This is a genomic window from Bacteriovorax sp. HI3 (assembly GCF_059738875.1).
The window spans coordinates 2,597,184-2,617,906 of the sequence record NZ_AP026946.1 but is presented as its reverse complement, the minus strand read 5'-3'; the positions used below and the strand labels follow the sequence as shown (position 1 = coordinate 2,617,906).

General features: G+C 41.6%; 18 protein-coding genes. 12 read left to right on the top strand and 6 right to left on the bottom strand.

All coding sequences use genetic code 11. The features are described 5' to 3' along the window. Positions 1-96 precede the first annotated feature (96 nt). From AC6JA8_RS12905 to AC6JA8_RS12895, 3 genes are read left to right on the top strand one after another with little or no spacing between them, the layout of a single operon-like run. Positions 97-1,815 carry an ABC transporter ATP-binding protein gene (locus tag AC6JA8_RS12905; RefSeq protein ID WP_497974165.1) on the top strand — a complete coding sequence of 573 codons (1,719 nt, stop codon included), beginning with the start codon at positions 97-99 and terminating at the stop codon, positions 1,813-1,815. 2 nt (positions 1,816-1,817) lie between these two features. Then, on the top strand, positions 1,818-2,441 hold the full coding sequence (locus AC6JA8_RS12900; RefSeq protein WP_497974164.1) for a hypothetical protein: 624 nt from the start codon (positions 1,818-1,820) through the stop codon (positions 2,439-2,441). Continuing rightward, positions 2,438-2,755: a DMT family transporter gene (locus AC6JA8_RS12895; RefSeq protein WP_491636733.1), complete on the top strand. Its 318-nt coding sequence runs from the start codon at positions 2,438-2,440 to the stop codon at positions 2,753-2,755. The genes AC6JA8_RS12900 and AC6JA8_RS12895 overlap by 4 nt, the downstream gene beginning before the upstream one ends. A gap of 1 nt (position 2,756) precedes the next feature. Here the strand turns inward: AC6JA8_RS12895 and AC6JA8_RS12890 are convergent, their stop codons facing one another. The 4 genes from AC6JA8_RS12890 to AC6JA8_RS12875 all read right to left on the bottom strand — a co-directional run bounded on the left by AC6JA8_RS12890 (position 2,757) and on the right by AC6JA8_RS12875 (position 8,236). Continuing rightward, positions 2,757-3,185, bottom strand: coding sequence for a hypothetical protein (locus AC6JA8_RS12890; protein WP_497974163.1), 429 nt, complete (start codon positions 3,183-3,185; stop codon positions 2,757-2,759). Between the two features lie 73 nt (positions 3,186-3,258). Continuing rightward, the gene (locus AC6JA8_RS12885; protein WP_497974162.1) at positions 3,259-4,836 is read right to left on the bottom strand and encodes an exonuclease domain-containing protein; all 1,578 of its coding nucleotides are present in this window, start codon (positions 4,834-4,836) and stop codon (positions 3,259-3,261) included. Beyond that, the gene (locus tag AC6JA8_RS12880; protein ID WP_497974161.1) at positions 4,833-7,211 is read right to left on the bottom strand and encodes an ATP-dependent DNA helicase; all 2,379 of its coding nucleotides are present in this window, start codon (positions 7,209-7,211) and stop codon (positions 4,833-4,835) included. Before AC6JA8_RS12880 ends, AC6JA8_RS12885 begins: the two co-directional genes overlap by 4 nt. Positions 7,212-7,333: 122 nt before the next feature. Then, positions 7,334-8,236: an NAD(P)/FAD-dependent oxidoreductase gene (locus AC6JA8_RS12875; protein WP_497974160.1), complete on the bottom strand. Its 903-nt coding sequence runs from the start codon at positions 8,234-8,236 to the stop codon at positions 7,334-7,336. Between the two features lie 109 nt (positions 8,237-8,345). On the opposite strand from AC6JA8_RS12875, the gene AC6JA8_RS12870 reads away from it, so the two are divergent. The 4 genes from AC6JA8_RS12870 to AC6JA8_RS12855 all read left to right on the top strand — a co-directional run bounded on the left by AC6JA8_RS12870 (position 8,346) and on the right by AC6JA8_RS12855 (position 13,252). Then, positions 8,346-9,269: a LysR family transcriptional regulator gene (locus AC6JA8_RS12870; protein ID WP_497974159.1), complete on the top strand. Its 924-nt coding sequence runs from the start codon at positions 8,346-8,348 to the stop codon at positions 9,267-9,269. A 72-nt stretch (positions 9,270-9,341) separates the two neighbouring features. Beyond that, positions 9,342-10,982, top strand: coding sequence for an acyl-CoA dehydrogenase family protein (locus AC6JA8_RS12865; protein WP_497974158.1), 1,641 nt, complete (start codon positions 9,342-9,344; stop codon positions 10,980-10,982). Positions 10,983-11,111: 129 nt separating this feature from the next. Further along, complete coding sequence (locus AC6JA8_RS12860) at positions 11,112-12,230, top strand: DegT/DnrJ/EryC1/StrS family aminotransferase (RefSeq protein ID WP_497974157.1); 1,119 nt, start codon at positions 11,112-11,114, stop codon at positions 12,228-12,230. Between the two features lie 161 nt (positions 12,231-12,391). Then, complete coding sequence (locus AC6JA8_RS12855) at positions 12,392-13,252, top strand: pirin family protein (RefSeq protein ID WP_497974156.1); 861 nt, start codon at positions 12,392-12,394, stop codon at positions 13,250-13,252. 30 nt (positions 13,253-13,282) lie between these two features. On the opposite strand, the gene AC6JA8_RS12850 is transcribed toward AC6JA8_RS12855, so the two are convergent. Next, entirely contained in the window at positions 13,283-14,182 is a 900-nt protein-coding gene (locus AC6JA8_RS12850; protein WP_497974155.1) for a DUF72 domain-containing protein, read from the bottom strand. A gap of 216 nt (positions 14,183-14,398) precedes the next feature. Between AC6JA8_RS12850 and AC6JA8_RS12845 the strand changes: the two genes are divergently transcribed. After that, entirely contained in the window at positions 14,399-15,880 is a 1,482-nt protein-coding gene (locus tag AC6JA8_RS12845; protein ID WP_497974154.1) for an FMN-binding glutamate synthase family protein, read from the top strand. Here AC6JA8_RS12845 and AC6JA8_RS12840 read toward each other — a convergent pair. Continuing rightward, positions 15,877-16,482 carry an inorganic pyrophosphatase gene (locus AC6JA8_RS12840; RefSeq protein WP_497974153.1) on the bottom strand — a complete coding sequence of 202 codons (606 nt, stop codon included), beginning with the start codon at positions 16,480-16,482 and terminating at the stop codon, positions 15,877-15,879. The two genes, AC6JA8_RS12845 and AC6JA8_RS12840, sit on opposite strands and share 4 nt — an antisense overlap. 193 nt (positions 16,483-16,675) lie before the next feature. Between AC6JA8_RS12840 and AC6JA8_RS12835 the strand changes: the two genes are divergently transcribed. From AC6JA8_RS12835 to AC6JA8_RS12820, 4 genes are all read left to right on the top strand, one after another. Then, a complete protein-coding gene (locus AC6JA8_RS12835; protein WP_102244207.1) occupies positions 16,676-17,461 on the top strand; it encodes a S1 family peptidase in 786 nt (261 codons plus the stop codon). A 98-nt stretch (positions 17,462-17,559) separates the two neighbouring features. Next, positions 17,560-18,036 carry a methylated-DNA--[protein]-cysteine S-methyltransferase gene (locus tag AC6JA8_RS12830; RefSeq protein WP_497974152.1) on the top strand — a complete coding sequence of 159 codons (477 nt, stop codon included), beginning with the start codon at positions 17,560-17,562 and terminating at the stop codon, positions 18,034-18,036. A 31-nt stretch (positions 18,037-18,067) separates the two neighbouring features. Next, positions 18,068-18,964, top strand: a complete 897-nt coding sequence (locus AC6JA8_RS12825) for an EamA family transporter (RefSeq protein ID WP_497974151.1) — start codon at positions 18,068-18,070, stop codon at positions 18,962-18,964. Positions 18,965-19,022: 58 nt separating this feature from the next. After that, positions 19,023-20,606 (top strand): HAMP domain-containing methyl-accepting chemotaxis protein, encoded by a 1,584-nt coding sequence (locus tag AC6JA8_RS12820; RefSeq protein WP_497974150.1) that lies wholly within the window; start codon positions 19,023-19,025, stop codon positions 20,604-20,606. Positions 20,607-20,723 lie beyond the last annotated feature (117 nt).

Below are 20,723 nucleotides of genomic sequence, written 5' to 3'. Positions count from 1 at the left end.
CATCCCGCATTCTTGTCTTTTTTTCGTTCAACTTCGCTCGATGCCAGCTACAATGTTCTCTTATAGGAAAAATAGAGAGGATAAGAAGAATTTATTATGAGTACAAATCAAGAAAACTTAATTGAGATTAGAAACCTTAACGTCACTTTCATCTCCGATGGAAAAGTGGTTAAGGCCGTTAAAGATTTAAACCTTAATATCCCTCACGGAAAGACTATCGGTCTTGTAGGTGAGTCTGGTTCAGGTAAATCTGTAACATCTCTGGCGATCATGAGACTGCTTCCAGATCACGGTGGGATTAAAATCACTGGTGAAATTTTATATAAAGGTCAGAATCTTTTAAATCTTTCAATGAAAGACATGAGACAGGTGAGAGGAAATAAGATCTCTATGATCTTCCAGGAACCAATGACCAGCTTGAACCCGGTATTCACTGTTGGTCAGCAGATCGACGAAACAATTCTTCTTCACCAGGACATCTCTCGCGAAGAGGCGAGAAAAAGAACAATTGAACTTCTGACAGAAGTAGGGATTCCTGATCCATCAAACAAAGTAAACGCTTACCCGCACGAAATGTCAGGTGGACAAAAACAACGTGTAATGATCGCGATGGCAATGGCCTGTGAGCCTGAGCTTTTGATTTGTGATGAGCCGACAACTGCTCTGGATGTTACGATTCAACAACAGGTTTTAAACCTGATGATTGAACTTCAGAAAAAACACAAGATGAGTATGCTTTTTATCACGCACGACCTTTCAGTCGTTGCTGATATCGCTGATCAGGTTGCGGTTATGTACCGTGGAGATATGGTTGAGCAAAAAACATGTAAAGCTCTTTTTGAAAATCCAGAACACCCGTACACAAAAGGTCTTCTGGCGTGTAGACCAAAACTGGATAAAAACCCAAAGCGTCTTCCGACAGTTGATGAAATCCTAAAAGATGAAAAAGCTTTCTATCAAGCACTGGTTGACTACAAAGTCCCAAGATCAATTGATGAAGCGAAAAATCCAGTGATTCTTGAACTTCAAAATTTAAAGAAATATTACCCGATTAAGGGTGGGCTTTTCGGCCGCAAAGTTAAAGACTTCAAAGCGGTTGATGATGTTTCAATCAAAATCAGAAAGGGAAGAACTTTCGGTCTGGTTGGAGAGTCTGGATGTGGGAAAACAACTCTGGGAAGAACAATCCTAAGATTGATTGAGCCAACAGAAGGAAAAATCATTTACATGGGTGAAAACATCATTGAGAAAAACCCGGAAGAGATGCGTGCATTGAGAAGAAAAATGCAAATCATTTTCCAGGACCCGTTCTCGTCAATGAACCCAAGAATGACGATTGGAGATATCATCACTGAACCTCTAGTTATCCACGATATTGGAACGAAAAAAGAGCGCTTGGAAACAGCGGCAATGCTTTTAGAGAAAGTAGGTCTTTCGGCCGATGCTCTTAACCGTTACCCGCATGAGTTCTCAGGTGGACAGAGACAGCGTATTTGTATTGCGCGCGCTCTGACTTTAAAACCAGAATTTTTAATTTGTGACGAATCAGTTTCTGCTCTCGATGTGTCTGTTCAGGCGCAGGTCTTAAACCTGCTTCAGGACCTTCAAGACGAGATGGGACTGACATATATTTTTATTTCTCACGACCTTTCAGTTGTTAAGTACATGTCGGATGAAATCGCTGTTATGAACAGCGGAAAGATTGTTGAACTTGCAGATGCAGAAACAATCTACAACAATCCACAAAATGCTTACACGCAGAAGTTAATCGCTGCAATTCCAAAAGGTCGCCCGGGAACATTTGCACAGGGCTAATAATGGAAACGGCTAGAAATGCCAGAGTGCTTTTAAAGAGCACTAACCAGGGAACTCTCACGCTTTTAACCAAGCACTACAACGAGTATTTCCCGATGTCGCAAAATCTCCCTTTCGTTTTATCAACAGAGGGAGAAATTCTTTTTTATCTCAACAATCTTGAGATCAAAAACAGAGGACTTAAAGACTTCAATCGCGCAGGCCTTTACGTGAGTCAAGGCCTTGAAGCGGTAGAGATTATGGGCCGCTTGATCCCGTTTCCACCAACTGATCTTCGCTACAACCGCATGACATCTCAGTTTTTTGTCATCCACAAGGATATGCAGGAACTTGAAGAGACAAGTAATTATGCTTTCTACGTATTAAAAAACGATTTTGCCCGCTACTTCGTTAATCCCAATGAATTTCAGTCGCTTTCTTTTGAAGGCATGAAGGTGAATCCTCCGGTTTCACCAATTGAGCTTTCACTTCTGGCACAAGACTTTGCTGCCCATCATGTTTCCAGTGTCGATAGCGATGGATTCTTTTTAGAAGAGAATGAAGGCCTTTCTTATAAACCTTTTGAGTCTACGCTTTATTCTGTTGAAGAAATTTCAAAAGAACTCGGCCGAATGTTTAATGTATGAGTTGGGTTTATCTAACAATCGCCATTGTCTCTGAAGTTCTAGGCACTGTTTCACTGAAGCATTCAAATGGCATGACTAATTGGCTTCCCAATTTTGGTGTGCTTTTCTTTTATGGTCTGACGATTTATATGCTTTCTTTAGTCGTTAAAACGATTCCTATTGGAACGGCCTATGCTATCTGGTCGGGGATGGGGACAGCTGTTGCTGTTTTAATTGGCTGGCTTTTATATTCGGAAAGAATTGAAATCGCCCATGTTCTGGGCATTCTTTGCATTGTACTTGGCTCAGTGATTTTAAAATTTGCCGACGCTTAATTTATCGGCAAACAAATCCTGGTTGCCCATAACTGTCTGTGAAATTGAAATAAGCTCTTACATCAAGGTCATTGATTAATACTTGCCCCGTGTAGTGAGTAAAAACGTTGCGTCCATCAAAGTGCGGGTAAAGTCGTAAGTAAATTCCAGCAGCGTCTCCACGTAGATTTGTATCTGTCGTATAAACTTCCGGAGTGATGCGGACATTTGAATTTGTGTACGTTTGGTTAGAATTTTGCTTTTTTACTTTTAGAGTCGCACCAAACTCGTAAAGGCCAATAAATGGTCTTTCAGGAGAGATGTCTTTGGAAAAAGTGATATCGAGGCTCAGGCGATCATCAATTGAAGGCGTGCAGTTAAGTGTTCTTACTGCGTGAGCGTTTAGAGTGATAAGAGAGAATATAAGTGTCGTTAAAAGTTTTGTTTTCATCGGACGGAGTCTATGAAAAAGAAGGAGCAAAGACAACGGTCTTGATCTTATAACAAGAATAACTTTTCACAAATTACTCAACAAAGGTAATGTGGTAAGTTCCATCTTGTGAGCGTACTCTATCAAGCTCACTTAAAAGAACGGTCATGCGGTCATAGGTTTCAATCGAATGATCGGCCCAACTATGATGAATGCGCGAATGCTCATTACTTTCTAAGTAACCATTTCTAATTTTTAGTAAGCGAGCAGGATAGTTCACCGGTGAGAAATCAATGTCAGCATTGAGCATGCGATTAATTTTTCGAGCACGCAGGTAGCTTTTGCCGATGCGAGTGAAATGTCGTTCAAATTTGGCCGCAACATCAAGAGGAGTGAGAAGAACTTCCGCTTCTTCTAACGTTTCATCAATCTCTTCTTGGGCCTCTTCATCAAAGTCTGCTATTTCTTCTTCCGGTTCTTCTTGTCTATGCCACAAAATTCCTTGAGCAATCACAGAACGCATGGATGTAAAAGTTTCGGGAGAAAAACCGTGAGTTTCGCAAAAAAGTTCAAATCCCTCTTTGATCAATTCCGGTTCTATTGTATCAAAAAATGTATTTTCATCTGGAAGTTTTTGGTCTTTTTCTTTTAAGTATTCGATGAATTTCATCATGGCCTCAAACACCATGGCATGAGAAAAAGGCCCAATCGTATGAATTTCATCAGGAGTTGATGAAAGAGAGATAAAATCCCGGTCAAAAAAGACCAGAGAGCGTTGTCCTTTTTTGAGCGCAATGTTATAGCGGGGGTTTAAGCGTTTGATCTCATCGGTTTCCATAAGTGCAGCTTCCAGCGGAGTGGCACATTCTGTCACTCTTAAGTCCAGGACTTGAGTGAGCATTTCCAGTTTTTTTGGATCGCGTTTCTTTTGACCACGGAAATAACTATTCACGCGGGATTTTAGCGATGTCGCTTTCCCTACATAAAGAACTTCCCCTTTGTAATTAAGCATGCGGTAGATGCCAGGTACATCGGGAAGAGTGAGGCGCTTTTCTTTGGGAAGTGGATATTCGTATTTTGTTCTGATTGCTTTAGGGGTGATGGCCAGCCAATTTTCTAAATCTAAAAAAGTAGAGATTTCTTTCTCAGCTAAAAGATCCAGGAGTTTACTCCAGATGAGTCTTGTTGCTTCAACGTGAGAATGTCCGCGCTTTAATTCACCGGCATCATAACCAAAATAACCGGCAAGACCTTTGATCCCTCTCGTAGGAAGATTCGGAAGAAGTCTTTTGGCGATTTCGTGAGTGCAAAGAATAACAAAAGGAAGCTCTTCTTTGATCGCTTCGAAGGCCGAAAGTAAAAAAGGTTTTTCGAACTGGGCAAAGTGAATGATACAAATGGCCTTTTTATCAGGCGAGACGCTTTTAACAAAACTAGAAAGCTTTTTCATGGCCTCTGGAAAAGCAATCGCTGTTTCCATGTCGGCCGTCGAAACTCCCGTGATCATTTGAATTCGCCTTGGCACTTCATGACCTTGAGGTTGTTCGACAAAAAAACTTTCAATTGAAGAATCCATTGTAGCGTAGGCCATTTCTAAAATATGGGCGTCACCTGGTTTAGAACCTGTCGTTTGAAGATCGAGAAAGAAAAGGGGAAGGGTTGTTAGTTTCATGAACTCTTCTCCCAGAAATCTTTAATGTCTTGAAGGATTTTTTGTGAAACCAACTCTCTAGGTGTTTCATGAAACCATTCTTTGGGCATTGTTTGGTAATAGCTTTCTTCTAAGAAGCGCGGATCAATCAGGATAATAATTCCTCTGTCTGTTTCAGTGCGTACAACTCGTCCAGCAGACTGAATGGCCTTGGCCATGGCCGGAAAAACATAAGCATAGTCAAAGGCATTTTCACTTCCATAGCGTTTTTCATAGTAACTTTTAATCTGCTCGCGTTCGAAATCAAAATTAGGCAGAGCTGGGCCTACGACAAAAGCTCCGATGAGCATATCTCCGGGATAATCAACTCCTTCTGAAAACACTCCTCCTTGAACACCTAATAAAAGTGTTGGAGTTTGTCCTTCTCTTAGCTCGTGAAGATAATCCTTAATGGTATTGATCTTCATTTCTCTTTTTTGAGAAAGAACCTGATAATCAGGAAGATTCATTTTTGCCTCTACCATTTTCATAAACTCAAAACTTGGAAAAAGAGCAATGTAGTTTCCCTTTTTGACCGCGAGAATACGTTCAATGACCTCACTGATTTTTGGAGCGCTTTGATTTCTGTCTTTATATTTGGTAGAGATTTGCGGGATTACCATGATTTTGCGGTTTTCCTGATCAAAGGGAGAGGAGAACTCCACACATTTGGTTTTGTCACTAAATCCCATGAGCTGCTGGTAATAAGTAAACGGCTTGAGAGTCGCCGAAAAAGCAGCCGTGTTTTTAAATTCTTTGTAGGCTAAGGCCAGCTCTTTTGAGGCATCACAACAGGTGATCTTTAAGATCTCATCGTTGTATGTCTTTTGATAAGTTTGAAAGAATTCATCTCCATTAAGCTCAAGGCTTTCAACAAAACCATTGATGAGATTAGATAATTCTAAAACTGGATCGTGAGCATGAATGTCAGCATCACTTTCTAAGTAGCGAGTGACGAATTCGCGGACGGCCTGGGCCATGTCCAAAAAAGGGCCAGGATCAATCGTGATTCGTCTTGATCCACCTTCTTCGGCGTATTTTTTTATTAAGGCAGACATGTTCTGAGTCAAGGCCACTCCTTCATCTAAGAAGCGATCAGACTTTAAAGAGGCGGCCATATTGATTTCAATTTGCTTAATGCTGGATAAAGAAAGGGAAGGAGAGAAGTAATCCTGGGCCCGCGCTGGGAGATTGTGAGCTTCATCAACGATGAGATTGGGTTTCTCTTTTTGCTTGAACATGGGTTCAGTCAGCCTTCCAATTAAACTACGGGGAGAAAAAACATAATTATAGTCGCCGATGACGACTTCTGCGCGGTCAATGGCCTCAAGAGAAAGTTCAAAAGGACAGACTTTGTATTCTTCACCCAAGGCCTTAAGTTTTTTCATGGTGAGTTTTTTAACTTTGGCCACTTTATTAACCAAATCATTTTCGGCCAGCTTCTTGTAATAGTCGCGGGCAAATTCACAATACTCAGGGTTGCAGAGGACCTCTTCTTTTAAGCACATCTTCATCTTTGAAGTGATGGTGACACTTTTTATTTTGGCGCCATTTTCCTGCATTAAATCGACTGCGGACTCAGCAACCTGGTGCTGAGAGTTTTTAGGAGTAACAAAAACGGTTTTTTGTCCGCGGGAAAGAGAATTCTTTAGAGATGGGTATAAAACTCCCGCAGTTTTTCCAAGTCCTGTAGGAGCTTCAATCAAAAGGGGAATGTTTTCAGAAAAATTATCGGTGATTGTCTGTACCAACTCCATTTGCCCGGGCCTTGGAGACGGAAAAGGAAAGGCCATGGTTTCTGCCATTTCCAGTCTTTTGTTATAGAGTTTTTCTTTGATTTTAGTTTCTTTGACTAATTCTTCCAGGCGACGATCAAGCCATTGCTCGTATTGTTCTGGATCGAGGTCGATTTCAAGTTCAATGGTTTTAAAATTCCTTGAAGAAATGAGAATAAATTTTAAATCGGCAATCACACCAGTTTGTTGATAATAAATATAGCCATAAGTACGAAGCTGCCAGCGGTAAGGGTGATTTTCGTCTTCAATTAATTTTTCTTTTAATTCTTCAGCATTAAAAGCAGTTTTAATTTCTTCAAAAAGAGGAGTCGGTGATTCGATAAAACCATCGGCCCTTCCTGATACAACAAACTCATAAGGTTTTTTCTCAAAACCTAACGTTAGAAACTTTTCAGATGTATAACCTTGGCGCTTTTTAGCGCTGTCTTTTTGATAAATCTGATGAATTTCTAAAGCAGAGTGAGGAGTGCCGCCAAATCCAGAGTGGACTTCAATGCTTCCGACCAGCGGAGCGGGAAGGGCAAAATGTCTGACATCGAGATTGATTTTTTTGAGACTCACCGGCAAAGGATATCAAGATCCTCTTTCGTCTGAAAAGGAAAAGGGGATTTTTGCGGTGAGCATGACAATATTTCTCATTTAAAAGTCAGAAAAATGGCCCTACAAGTAAGGATCAAATTGATTTAAAGCTCAGCGTGCCCGATTTCACTACAGGCAAAAGCTCCCGCCATTGATCCTGACGTTGAAGCAATCAGCACACTATGGGCCATTTCCGCCAAGTCTCCAGCGATAAAAACTCCAGGAACGCTGGATTTTACTTTCATCTCCACTTGATAATTTCCTTCTGGTGTAAGAGCGCAACCCAGTTTGATTCCCAGGTCACTACTTAGCGAAGTAGGAGGTCTAATCATCATCGCATTCTTTTTATAAACGGCACCGTTATCAAGAGTCAGGCTTTCCAGTTTGTGATTTAGACCTGAAAGATTTGTGATTCTCTCTGGATGGAATTCAATTTTTTTCTCTTGGATAAATTTTAAATTCTCTTCACTGTATCTTTTAGAGCCGTTTGCGAAAATGCTGATGGAAGATGAAAGAGGTTTAATAATGCCAGCAATATGCAGAGTGTACTCAGGTTCACCAACGATGGCGAAGTGAGAACCTTTGAGTTCGTATCCGTGACAGTAAGGGCAGTGAATCGCTGTTTCCCCCCAGTATTCACGAAGGTTGGGAAGACTTTCAAGATCGTCTTTTACTCCATGAGCAAGGACAACTTTTTTTGCCTGCACTGACTGGCCATCTTCAAAGTATCCGACAAAAAGTGGACCTTCTTTTTTGATGTCGATGACTTTTTTGTAGGCATAATCAACTTTCTCATACTTATTAATATCATTTTTAATGAGCTCTTTTAATTCCAAAGGAGACATGCCATCTCGTGAAGGAAAGTTCTGCATATGTTTAGCGGCAGCATTGCGGTAAACCTGGCTATCGCAGACTAAGGCCGTGCGCCCCACTCTTGAAATCGCCAGTGCCGCAGATAAACCTGCAGGGCCTCCACCGATAATAAGAACGTCGTATAGTGTTTTCATAGTTCCTCGCTTTTTAAGTTGCATTCTTTCTGATTCAATTTTAACGTTGAGTAAAGCAGAGGAGAAGTTCCGATGCGGTATCAGTATTGATTCAAAAAAGGTATCAATTATGGACATGAGGGCCCTTAACGCTTTTATTATCACTGCAGAAGAACTCAATTTTAGAAGAGCGGCAGAGCGCCTGAATATGACTCAGCCTCCACTAAGCCGTTTGATTAATCAATTAGAATATGAGTTAGGAAGTGCACTTTTTAACCGCACGACGAGAAAAGTTGAACTCACTGGTGCAGGGGTGCATTTGTTTAATGAAGGAAAAAAGATCATCGACTCGATGAGAGATTTAGAGCTGGAAGTAAAGCAGCTTTCTAAAATTAAAAAAGGGGAAGTGACTATTGGCCTAAACGGGCCAGTCTTTCATTCGGACATGCCCCACGTGATTAGTTCCTTTAAAGAACAGTTTAAGGACTCAAGTATTTCATTAAAAGAGCTTCCAGTTTCAAAACAAATCTCAAGCTTAAAGAGTGGTGACATTGATGTTTTGATTACGATCTCACGCTTAAATGACTCTTCATTGGTTTGCCGGGAGGTTCAGTCTCAGGAGCTTGGTCTCTGGGTTAATCGTCATCATCCACTTTCAAAGAAAAAGAAAATCAGACTTTCCGATTTAAATAATGAACCTTTTATCTTTCATCCAAAGTCAGAAAACCTGGGGTTTCAAAAAGATTTTCAGGAATTTCTAAGAGGGCATAGAGTGATCATCAGGCCTTATTACAAAAAAGCGAATGAAAGCTGTGCCAATCTGGTGGTGGTTGGAAAAGGTCACTTGCTTACTTCTAAGCGCATGGTGAATTCGCGCAACGACGCAGTTTTTGTCCCGTTAGAGGACTTCTCAGCGAAAATGAAGATCTATGCTTACTGGAGCACTAAAAATAACTCAGCGCTCGTCAAAACGTTTATACATTTTATTCAGGACGCAGGACACATTCCAGCGTCAGGGCTCGACTCTCATTTTTGTAGTCATCCACTCAAGTAATGCTCGTTTGGAAAAAGCGCTCTCCTTTGTTAAACTAAGACGGTAAAAAAACTTATTGGCGGAGCGAGCGGCATGAATGAATTTTTTCAAGATGGTCCTGTTTTAAGAAATCAGTTTGAAGACGATCAAGTTTTAAAAAACTACATCGAAGAAAAATTGCCGAGCTCAATTAAAAAAGAAGTCACTGCCGATCTGAAACGTTTTGGTGAAAGAGTGACGAAAGACGTTTTAGAGATGGCCAAAAGTGCAGAGAGTAATTCTCCCAAATTAGTGCAGTTTGATCCATGGGGAAAACGCATCGACACTGTTGTGGTTGACCGCGGATGGACTGATCTTCACAGAGTGAGTGCTGAAGAGAAAATCGTCAAATTAGGTTACGAAAGAAAATACGGAAGCTATTCGCGCGTTGTTCAGTTTGCAAAGCTTTATCTCTTTCATCCCTCAAGCGCTTTTTATTCATGCCCACTGGCCATGACTGATGGAGCTGCGAAACTCATTGAGCTTTATGGAGATCAAGAATTAAAATCCACCTTCAATCACCTGACTTCTGATGTCGCAGGAGATTTTTGGACTTCAGGTCAGTGGATGACAGAGAGAACTGGCGGATCAGATGTATCCAATACAGAAACCATTGCCCGCAAAATTGACGGGGAGTGGAGACTCTTTGGGACGAAGTGGTTCACATCGGCGATCACTAGCGAAATGTCGATGGCCCTTGCGCGCATTGAAGATGAGCAGGGAAATACTGTAAAGGGAAGCCGTGGGCTTTCACTTTTTTATATTGAAATCAAAAAGAAAGACGGGACTTTAAACAATATTGAAGTTCTTCGTTTAAAAGATAAACTGGGAACAAAAGCTCTTCCAACGGCGGAGCTCAGGCTTCAAGGTTCAAAAGCAAAACTTGTCGGTAACGTCGGCGAAGGTGTAAAGCAAATTGCTTCGATGTTTAATGTCACAAGACTTTATAATTCTGTGACATCGATTGCTGCTTTTAGAAGAATCCTCTGCCTTGCCAGCGATTACTCAACCAGAAGAAAGGCCTTCGAAAAAATTATTGATCAGCATCCACTGACGGCGCGACTTCTGGAGTCAGCGAGAGCTGATTTTAATGGCGCTTTTCATTTTACTTTTTTAGTCGCAGAAATTTTCGGTAACGAAGAAGTCTTTGATGAGAGTAATATTTTTAAAACTTCAAAAGAAGATTTAAATAAAATTCTTCGCGTTCTTACTCCTGTGTTAAAACTCTATACCGCAAAGAGAACAGTCCAGTGGACAAGTGAGCTTTTAGAAGTGTTTGGTGGAGCTGGTTATATCGAAGACACTGGCATTCCTCTTTTATACCGCGACAATCAGGTTTTTGCGATTTGGGAAGGAACAACGAACGTTTTAAGTTTAGACCTTCTTCGCGCTTTGAAAAAAGATCAGTCGTGGCCAATGCTCATGAACTTCTTAAAAACAGAATTGGATAAATCAACGAGAGCAGAAAAAAATAAAGTTCAGGAAAGTTTTAAGAAACTCAACCTTTGGGTGGCTGATCTTTATCAGGCAGGAGATGTGGCGCTGGAGACAGAGGCGCGCGAGCTTGCTTTTAAGCTTGCCGACCTGACTGGATGCGTGGCCTGGTTAAGAGATTTAGAAGGAAGATCGGGGAGTGTGACAGTGGAAGAAACTAAAGCACTTTCATTATTCATTGAAAAACGCCTGGCTTTTTAGAAAATGTACGCACTAATAGCTCTCGATTACTATCGGCGTTATTAAAAATCCCGATTTGAGAGGTTGCATCTTCGTTGGAGCTACTGGATAATTGAGGCGTTATTTAACACTTTATCCTCGAGAATATATATGAGCATTCAACAAGTTCCATTTATTACTTTGAATCGTTTTGAGCCTGGTTTCCGCGATGAGTTTTTAGCAGGAGTGGCTTCACTTTTTGATAAAACTCAATTCGTTGGTGGACCAATCGTTGCTGAAATGGAAGGCAACCTGGCAACTTACACAAAATCAAAACACGCCATTGGTTGCGCTAACGGAACGGATGCCATTCAAATTGCTCTTCGTGCAGTTGGTGTTGAAAAAAACGATAAAGTTCTTGTTCCTGATATGACTTTCTGGGCGACATTTGAAGCGGTTGTTAACGTAGGAGCAAATCCTGTTACTGTTGACGTTAACCGTGAAGCTTGTCACTGGGATCTTGCAACTTTCAAAAAAGCAGTTGAGCAATTCAAACCAAAAGCTGCCATCATGGTTCACCTTTACGGATGGGTAACTCCTGAGACTTTAGAAATCAGAAAATTTGCTAAAGACGCAGGTGTTGTTCTTATTGAAGACGGTGCTCAGTGTTTTGGTACAGAAATCGACGGGCAATCAGTTGTTGGAACAGCTGTGATTGCAACGACAAGTTTCTACCCGGCAAAAGTTCTTGGTGCTTCTGGAGACGCGGGAGCGATCTTCACATCAAACGATGAGTACGCAAAAAATTGCCGTACATTAATTAATCACGGAAGAACTGATCATTACTCTCATGGAATGATCGGATGGAACTCGCGCATTGGAGCTTACGAGTCACTCTTTTTAAATATGTCACTTAAGCACATCGACGCTCGTATTAAGAGCCGTATGAATGCTGTAAACTTCTACGAAGAAGCTCTAAAAGGTCTGCCATTCAAGCCAGTTCGCGCGACAAAAAATGTAAAAGAAAACGGTTACTGTGCAGTAGGGATGATTGATCCAGCTCTAAGACCGGCACTTATTGAATCACTTAAAAAAGCAAACGTTGGTTACGGGACAATTTATCCTGGAGCAATGAGTATGCAATCGGGAGCTCCTGCTTATTTAGCTGGAAAAATCGACAACGGAAATGCTCACTACATTTCTCAAGCGGTTTTAAACCTTCCATGTTTTGCTTACATTACAACTGAAGAACTTCAGTATGTTTGCGACACTGTAAAAAAACACTTCTAATTCCCCAGGGTAAATATCCGCCCTGAAAAGTCAGGGCGGATTATCCATTAGGCCGAAAAGTCTTTCCTTGTAGCCTCTCTAATCAAGCCTCAAAAAATTTAGTATAATAAAGACTCAAGCGACTCCCTGACCCGTATCTATCTCAGGGAAGGAATTATGTTATGAAAAAAATGTTATTTTCAATTAAGAGTCACGAATCTCACTGGGTAGGCGATGGTTTTCCCGTGAGATCAATGTTCACTTACAACAATCAGGCACGCCATCTTTCGCCTTTTTTGCTGATGGATTATGCTGGCCCTCATGAGTTTGCTCCAAGTGAGCACATCAGAGGTGTGGGCGAGCATCCACACAGAGGTTTTGAAACAGTGACGATTGTCTACTCAGGAGAAGTTGAACACAGAGATTCGTCTGGCGGCGGAGGCCTTATTGGCCCTGGAGATGTTCAATGGATGACGGCGGCGAGTGGACTTATTCACACTGAAAAACATGGAAAAGAATTCGCTAAAAAAGGCGGAATGTTTGAAATGGTTCAGTTGTGGGTGAACTTACCTAAGAAAGATAAAATGACTAAGCCTCGTTACCAGGGAATCAAGGATAGTGACATTCCAAAGATTGATTTTCGTTCTGGAAGTGTGCGCGTGATTGCCGGAGAGTTTGAAGGTCACAAGGGACCTGCGATGACTTTTACTCCGATGAACCTTTGGGACATCCGTTTGACTAAAGGACATAAAAAAACTTTTACAGTTCCGGAAAATCACACGACAGCTTTTTTGGTCCTGAGTGGGAGAGTTAAACTTCCAGAGGGAAAAGTGGTGGAGGCCGCAGAGATTGCAGTGCTTGAAACTGAAGGCACAGCTTTTGAGATCGAAGCGACTGAAGATGCAAAAATTCTTTTCTTAGGCGGAGAAGTCATCAATGAACCAATCGTGGGATACGGACCTTTTGTCATGAACACGATGAATGAAATCCAGGAGGCCTTTAACGATTTTCAATCGGGGCGAATGGGGCAAATCCAATCTTAACTAAAGAGGGCAGACTTCGGTCTGCCTTTTTTATATCAAACTTAGTAAATCTAAATTTTGTTCGAGTTTAAAATGCGGGACATTTTCATAACTCATCTGCGTGAAGACTTCTTCGGCGAGAGTTGAAAATTCAATCGTCTTTATATCATCAGGTTGATGCAGGAAAAGATAGCAGTCGCGAAGACCTAATTTTTGCCATTCTTTGATTCTTAGGGCCCAGTCACCAAGGCGCCTCTCATCGCTTTCATGAAGGTTGTTTCCAATGAGCCTGATTAAGGTCCAGTCCGTCGAAAGAGTGGAGTGAAGAACATCGCGCCTTCCGGCAACATCGGTAATAACTAAACCAATATTCTTTCTATTTAAATAATCAGCGAGAGCAGGAAGGATCACTCCGTTTTGAAACCAGCTCGGGTGGCGAAGTTCAAGTGAGAGTTTAAATTCCGAAGGCCAGTTTTCTAAAAAACGAAAAAGAAGCATTTTATCTTTATAAGAAAACATCTCGTGGAATTGAATAAAACAAGGTCCAAGATTGTTTTGGATTCCGCTGAGGAATTCCCACCAATGAGATAAAATTGTGGTGTCTACTAAACCATTTCTGGCGTGGGAGATATCTTTGTGTAGTTTTGGACAGAATTGAAAATCCGCTGGAACCGCCAAGAGCCATTCGCTGATTGTTTTACTATCTGGAATTCTATAGTGAGTTGTATTGAGTTCAATGCAGTTAAAATTGCGGGAGTAGTGATATAAGAATTCTTGAGGTGGTGTTTTGGGAGGATAGATTTTACCAAGCCAATGTTTGGCCCCCCAGGCCGGGGACCCAAAACGCAGGGTAAAATCATGCCCCGGAGAAACCCTCGAAGCATTGCCCGGATCTTCTGTCGGAAGTGCCGAGTCAACGGAATCAATATTTTCTAGTTTACCAAATTCCATAAAGGGATCATAAAATGATAATTTTATTGAGTCAAAGCTTACGGTTGACCTAAAAAATTATTCTGCTAATATCTCTGGCCATGAGCATGAGACACACTTCACTTTTTCAAATTTCTTCTAGAAAAACTATCACACTATAGTTGCGACTGGATTTCTTACCCCAGTCACCACCATTTATTTCCCCACATTTTTTAAGACAACTTTTTAGGAATCTTTATGAAGAAGTTCTTCTACTTATATTTGGTTTGTGTTTCTGCACTCTCAGTTTTCGCTTATTTTTTTATGCCATGGGCGCTAGTGCTATTAGTTGTTTTATTACCGCTGGCCATCGTGGGACTAAGAGATCTATGGCAAAACTCCCACGCAATTAAAAAGAATTATCCAATTGTAGGGAATTTGCGCTACCTTTTGGAAGAAATCAGACCTGAGATCAATCAGTACTTCATTGAATCCAACACAGAGGGAAGACCTTTTAGCCGTGAGGCCAGATCCATTGTCTATCAGAGGGCAAAAAAACAGGTGGACACTATTGCTTTTGGGACTCAACAGAATTTTTACGAAGAAGGTTATGAGTTTGTGACACATTCTCTTTACCCAACTCACATCGACCCTAAAACATTGCGTGTGCAAATTGGCAGCAAGCTTTGTACGCGGCCTTACTCAGCTTCACTTTTAAATATTTCGGCCATGAGTTATGGCTCTCTTTCAAAAAATGCCATTCTCTCGCTTAACGGTGGAGCACGTGATGGGGAGTTTGCGCACAATTCAGGAGAAGGAGGGTTATCTCCACATCATTTAAAAAATGGAGGAGATATTATCTGGCAAATTGGAACCGGGTATTTTGGTTGCCGGGATGAAGAAGGAAAATTTGATCCTGACTACTTTAAGCTCAATGCTCTAAGACCTGAAGTGAAGATGATTGAAATCAAACTTTCTCAAGGGGCAAAACCGGGGCATGGTGGGATTTTACCGGCGAGAAAAGTCACGGAAGAAATTTCAAAGATTAGAAATGTTCCGATGAATAAAGATGTCATTTCTCCTCCTGGGCATTCTGCGTTTCACGACCCTGAATCGATGATTAGGTTTATCCAAAGGCTCAGAGGGCTTTCAGGAGGAAAACCTATCGGGATAAAAATGTGTTTAGGTCATGCCCATGAGTTTGATGGATTAATTGATAGCATGAAAAAGCTCGAGCTCTATCCAGATTTTATCGTTGTCGATTGCGCTGAAGGTGGGACGGGGGCGGCCCCACTTGAGTTTTCAAATCACATCGGGACTCCTGGAAAAGATGCTCTGATTTACGTCGCTGATAAATTGCAGGAAGCAGGCCTAAGAGATGAAATCAAAATCATTGCGACAGGAAAAGTGGCAACGGCCTTTGATCTGGTCAGGCTTTTATGCCTGGGGGCCGATGCGGTTTACAGTGCTCGTTCAATGCTTCTGGCATTGGGATGTATCCAGGCCTTAAAATGCAATACTAATAATTGCCCGACGGGGATTGCCACTCAAAACCCAGACCTTGCTCAAGGATTGCATGTGCCAAGTAAACGCTTGAGAGTAAAAAACTATCATCAGGAAACACTTAAAATTGTCGCTGAAATGCTCGGGGCCATGGGGCTTAAATCTCACAAAGACTTAAATCGCTCTCATCTCTACCGCAGACTTCATAATTCAGAGATCAGAAGTTACGCTGATTAATTAAAGTGATTTTTGTAATCTTCCATTCCTGCCTGAACAACTTTGAAGGCGTCTTCATGCCCATAGACGGCTTCAATTTTGGTCTTTGGGGGTTCACCGGGAATGGTTTTATAGCTTAAGAAGTAGTGTCTCATACGATCAATAATGACTTGATGGATTTGAGAAATATCGTTAATGCCTTCATAAAAGGGGTCACCATCAAGAACGGCGATCAGCTTGTCGTCGACCTCTCCATTATCAATCAGTTTAATCCCACCGATAATCCTGACGTCCATAATGATGTCGGCCCGCTCGATAGAAAGCTCTGAAAGAACGCAGATGTCTACCGGATCTCCATCTCCATGCGTGGCCACTTTAGAGAGGGCCGTTGATTTCTCGGCAGAGTAGGTCTGTGGGACAAATCCATAAAGAACAGAAGGAAGAGAGGAGAATTTCTGGGGTCTATCCACTTTGATATAACCTGTCTCTTTGCAGATTTCGTATTTAATAGCATCGTTGGGAACGATTTCAATATAGGCCTTCACCACTTTTGGGGCGTCTTTACCAATCTGGATTCCATGCCAGGGATGAGGACGACTCGTAAGAAAAGATTGTTTGCCCATAATAAACCTCCATGAGAGTCCATGTTGCCCGAGGGATTTTTGACGGTCAAGGAGAGAAAAGTAAGAGAATGTAATACCCGAGTGAAAGGTTTCGCCTCTTTCTAACTTTAAATCACATCTAAAATCGTCGCTTGTCAGAGGGTAGGGAAACTATAAAAATCTATAAACCACTTCAAACCAAGAGAGTTTAAATATGAAAATGATTTTCCTTATGCTCGCAACTCTGACAATGACGTCTGCAAACGCGGCCCTTCCAGCTTTAAAGGTAGTACCTAGAATTGTTGGTGGAGTTGAAGTTGATGCAAAAACTGATGCTTCTTTTATTGTAAGCATTGGCGGAGGATGTGCTGGAAGCATCATCGACGCTAAATGGATTTTGACAGCTGCTCACTGTAAGCCGCTTTTTACTCGCGCAGTAACTGGTGGAAGCACTAGCTTATACGCTTCAGACAGAGTGAAACTAAAGGTTCTAAAGTCATACGTTCACCCGGAATATTCATCTTCAAAGAGCTCAAACGATTTCGCTCTTCTTGAACTTGCAACTCCAATCGATTTCGAAAACACTAAGCTTTCAAAAATCGAAATGGCAGATTCTAACCTTGAAACATCAGGTGGTTTAGAAGAAGGTACAGTCGCTACAGTTCTTGGATGGGGTGTAACTCGTGAAAACGGTAGCCAGCCATCAGTGATGAGAATGGTAGACGTTCCACTTGTAAGCCGTGAAAGAGCAAACGCTCGCGAAGCTTACAACGGAGCAATCAACGAATCGATGATCGCAGCTGGATACGACCAAGGTGGAAAAGATTCTTGCCAAGGTGATTCAGGTGGACCACTTATCGTAAAAGATGAAGTGTCTAAGAAACAAACTCTTATTGGAGTTGTAAGCTTTGGAGAAGGTTGTGCCAGAGCTAAGAAATACGGAATCTATTCTAACGTAGCTTACGGACAAGAATGGATCCAAAAAGTAATCAACAAGTAATTGTTTGAAATACGGCCGGCGCTTTATGCGCCGGCCTTTTTTTTGTCCAGGTCCGAATCCCGCCATTCAAATCCTTTCTCTTCACATACAATCTCTTTATGAAAACAAAATTATATCAATGGAAATTTCATTCAGCAGTTGGTCCAATTTATCTGGTGGTCTCTGAAAAGGGGCTCAGGGGAGCTTTCTGGAAAAAACAGAATGTTCCTTATGCAAAAGATTTAAGTGAGCATCCGCTGCTTAAAAAGACAGTGGAAGAGTTGTCTGAGTACCTGGAAGGAAAGCGCAAGACTTTTAGTATTGAGCTTGATTTACAAGGGACTGCTTTTCAAAAGAGTGTTTGGTCGGCGTTGTTAAAAATTCCTTACGGTAAAACCTGCACCTATAGTGATATCGCCAGAAAAATAAAAAATATTAAGGCAGTAAGGGCCGTCGGTGCGGCCAATGGGAAAAATCCCATCAGCATCATCGTTCCTTGTCATCGAGTGATTGGGAGTAATGGCACACTAACTGGTTATGCCGGGGGCCTGAAGGTGAAAGAGAAACTCCTCACTTTGGAAAAAGAACTGCTATAATAATCACACCTCTTAAGTTATAAAGTCGGTGATGATTAAAAAAATAATGTCTCCACAATCAACTATTTTTCCTGTCCTGGTTCTCATCCTGGCGATGGTTTCCATTCAATCAGGAGCTTCACTGGCAAAGAATCTTTTTCCAGTCGCTGGGGCCATGGGAACATCGGCGCTGAGATTATTTTTTGCGGCGATTATTCTCGGAGCGATTTGGAAGCCGTGGAAATCGACTTTTCAAAAAGCAGATCTTAAAGAACTTATTTTTTACGGTGGAAGCTTAGGGCTGATGAATCTCTTTTTCTATTTGGCGATTGCTCGCATTCCTCTGGGGATTGCGGTGGCGATCGAATTCACCGGGCCTTTGGCGATCACGGTTTTATCTTCAAAAAAACTTTTAGATTATTTCTGGGTGCTCTTAGCGGGTGCCGGAGTGCTTTTAATTCTTCCATTGGGAGATATTCAAAATGCTCTAGACGGACTGGGGATATTTCTTGCCTTCCTTGCGGCCTTTTTCTGGGCCCTCTACATTCATTTTGGAGTGCGTGCAGGAAAGAATCATTCTTCTGGTGTTGTCTCTGCGGTAGGGATGATCGTTGCGGCCATCATTGTTGTGCCGGTGGGAATTGTTTCACAAGGCGTGAGCTTCTTAAGCTGGAGTGTTCTTCCTTTTGGCCTTGGTGTGGCCCTTTTTTCCAGCGCGATTCCATACTCGCTGGAGATGTATTCACTTAAGCGCATTCCCAAAAAAGAATTTGGAATTCTTCTGAGCCTTGAGCCAGTATGCGCAGCACTCTCAGGACTATTTTTCCTGCAAGAGCGCCTCTCACTTGTTCAGTGCATGGCCATTGCACTCATTATCTTTGCTTCAATTGGGGTATCAATTAGCTCAAGTAAAAAGAAAATCACTCCTCAAGAGCTGGATTCACTCTAGAAAATTTTTGTTTATAAAGTATACTTATACTTAGATATGTAAGCTAAGGAGAGTGTGCATGAGTTTAAAAGGAAAATTAACGGCAGGGATGATCTTTGTCTGTATGGGTCTAATCATTCTGGCGTTGACTGGTTATTTGAGTTTGAACAATGTTGTAAAGGAATACGAAAAGTTAGTTGTTCAAAGTGTTCCGAAGTTAGGAGATATTTCAGGATTGCGCGCTCGTGCTGCTCAGTTGCGTGCGGATTCACTTAAGCTGACACTCTTTGCAGAAAATCCTGAAGAGTCAAAAAAAGCGATTGAAGGTTTAAATAAATCAATTACTCGTTACCGTGAGATCACTAAAGAATATAAAGAAAAAACATTTTTCTCAAAAGAAGAAGAGCAGAAACTAAGCAGTGTCGATGAAGAGGCGGGCAAAGTTCTGGCCGCAGGTGAGAAGGTATTGGCGCTTTTTAATTCGAATGAAGCCGGTAAAGTTGAGAAAATGAAAGAGGTTCTGATAGGGATCGAGTCTACAGCTCTGGAGCACCAAAAAAGACTTCTGGCCCTGGATGATTATATTGTTGAATCAAGTGCTCAGTGGTCAAAGGATTCGAATGATCTGGCGATGAAATCAAAAACTCTAATGAGTGTGATTGCTGTTTTAACAATCGCTATTTCTATTGTCGGTGCAACTATCTTTTCTTTACGCCTTAGTAAGATTCTTCAGTATATTGCTGATCAATTAAGTACAAGTTCAAATGAAGTTGGAAAAAACGCTGACCGTGTAAGTGATGCCTCAAATAATCTTTCATCAAGTACGACTGAGCAGGCCTCTGCTCTTCAGGAAACAGTTACTGCGACAACAGAAGTAGCGAGTATGATTCAAACGACGGCCGAAAACACACAAAACAGTCTGGCAAAGGCTGAGTCTAGTAAGCAGTCGGCGATCAATGGACAAAATGCTGTTAACAATATGCTCTCTGCTATTGATGCTATCTCTAAATCCAACAGAGAAATCAGCGAGCAGGTTGAAAAGAGTAACAATGAAATGAAAGAGATCGTTGACCTGATCAACAACATCAACGAAAAAACAAAAGTTATCAATGAAATCGTTTTCCAGACAAAACTTCTTTCTTTTAACGCTTCAGTTGAAGCAGCAAGAGCAGGAGAGGCCGGAAAAGGATTTGCTGTCGTTGCTGAAGAAGTCTCAAAACTGGCAGAAATGTCAGGTGGAGCTGCTGAAGAAATCAGGACGCTACTAGAGCAAAGTAATTCGCGAGTAGAGAGCATTATCAGCGCCACAAGAGAGAACGTTACCAGACTAGTGACTCAAGGTGAAGATAAGGTTCAGGACGGCGTGCGCACAGCTGATGGTTGTAAACGTGCTTTAGATGAAATCAATAATGACATCACTGAGATGGTTTCGATGAGTAAACAAATTACTGAGGCCACAAAAGAGCAGTCGATGGGAGTCAGTGAAATCAACTCGGCCCTGGAATCAATCGGGTTGGCAACGAATCAGAATGCCGATGCTTCAAGACAGTGTTCTCTGGCCGCAGATGAATTAAAGATCCAGGTTTCCAACACTCATCAGGTCGTAAACTCTCTTCTAGAAGTGATTTACGGAAATGCTAAAAGGGATGACCAACGAGCTTAGTTTTCACAAATTTCACGGGGGGATTGCCACTTTTTAGAGGAAACCCCCGAGGAAATTTTGTCCTTCAGAGATCTTTAATTACCCAAAATTATTAAAAAGTCACAAATAAACACTTTT

Coding starts and splice junctions, on each gene's coding strand:
- AC6JA8_RS12885 (WP_497974162.1), bottom strand. CDS start 4,836: ATGAAACTAACAACCCTTCCCCTTTTCTTTCTCGATCTTCAAACGACA.
- AC6JA8_RS12900 (WP_497974164.1), top strand. CDS start 1,818: ATGGAAACGGCTAGAAATGCCAGAGTGCTTTTAAAGAGCACTAACCAG.
- AC6JA8_RS12830 (WP_497974152.1), top strand. CDS start 17,560: ATGAAAACAAAATTATATCAATGGAAATTTCATTCAGCAGTTGGTCCA.
- AC6JA8_RS12860 (WP_497974157.1), top strand. CDS start 11,112: ATGAGCATTCAACAAGTTCCATTTATTACTTTGAATCGTTTTGAGCCT.
- AC6JA8_RS12895 (WP_491636733.1), top strand. CDS start 2,438: ATGAGTTGGGTTTATCTAACAATCGCCATTGTCTCTGAAGTTCTAGGC.
- AC6JA8_RS12820 (WP_497974150.1), top strand. CDS start 19,023: ATGAGTTTAAAAGGAAAATTAACGGCAGGGATGATCTTTGTCTGTATG.
- AC6JA8_RS12835 (WP_102244207.1), top strand. CDS start 16,676: ATGAAAATGATTTTCCTTATGCTCGCAACTCTGACAATGACGTCTGCA.
- AC6JA8_RS12845 (WP_497974154.1), top strand. CDS start 14,399: ATGAAGAAGTTCTTCTACTTATATTTGGTTTGTGTTTCTGCACTCTCA.
- AC6JA8_RS12840 (WP_497974153.1), bottom strand. CDS start 16,482: ATGGGCAAACAATCTTTTCTTACGAGTCGTCCTCATCCCTGGCATGGA.
- AC6JA8_RS12890 (WP_497974163.1), bottom strand. CDS start 3,185: ATGAAAACAAAACTTTTAACGACACTTATATTCTCTCTTATCACTCTA.
- AC6JA8_RS12855 (WP_497974156.1), top strand. CDS start 12,392: ATGAAAAAAATGTTATTTTCAATTAAGAGTCACGAATCTCACTGGGTA.
- AC6JA8_RS12905 (WP_497974165.1), top strand. CDS start 97: ATGAGTACAAATCAAGAAAACTTAATTGAGATTAGAAACCTTAACGTC.
- AC6JA8_RS12875 (WP_497974160.1), bottom strand. CDS start 8,236: ATGAAAACACTATACGACGTTCTTATTATCGGTGGAGGCCCTGCAGGT.
- AC6JA8_RS12870 (WP_497974159.1), top strand. CDS start 8,346: ATGGACATGAGGGCCCTTAACGCTTTTATTATCACTGCAGAAGAACTC.
- AC6JA8_RS12850 (WP_497974155.1), bottom strand. CDS start 14,182: ATGGAATTTGGTAAACTAGAAAATATTGATTCCGTTGACTCGGCACTT.
- AC6JA8_RS12825 (WP_497974151.1), top strand. CDS start 18,068: ATGATTAAAAAAATAATGTCTCCACAATCAACTATTTTTCCTGTCCTG.
- AC6JA8_RS12865 (WP_497974158.1), top strand. CDS start 9,342: ATGAATGAATTTTTTCAAGATGGTCCTGTTTTAAGAAATCAGTTTGAA.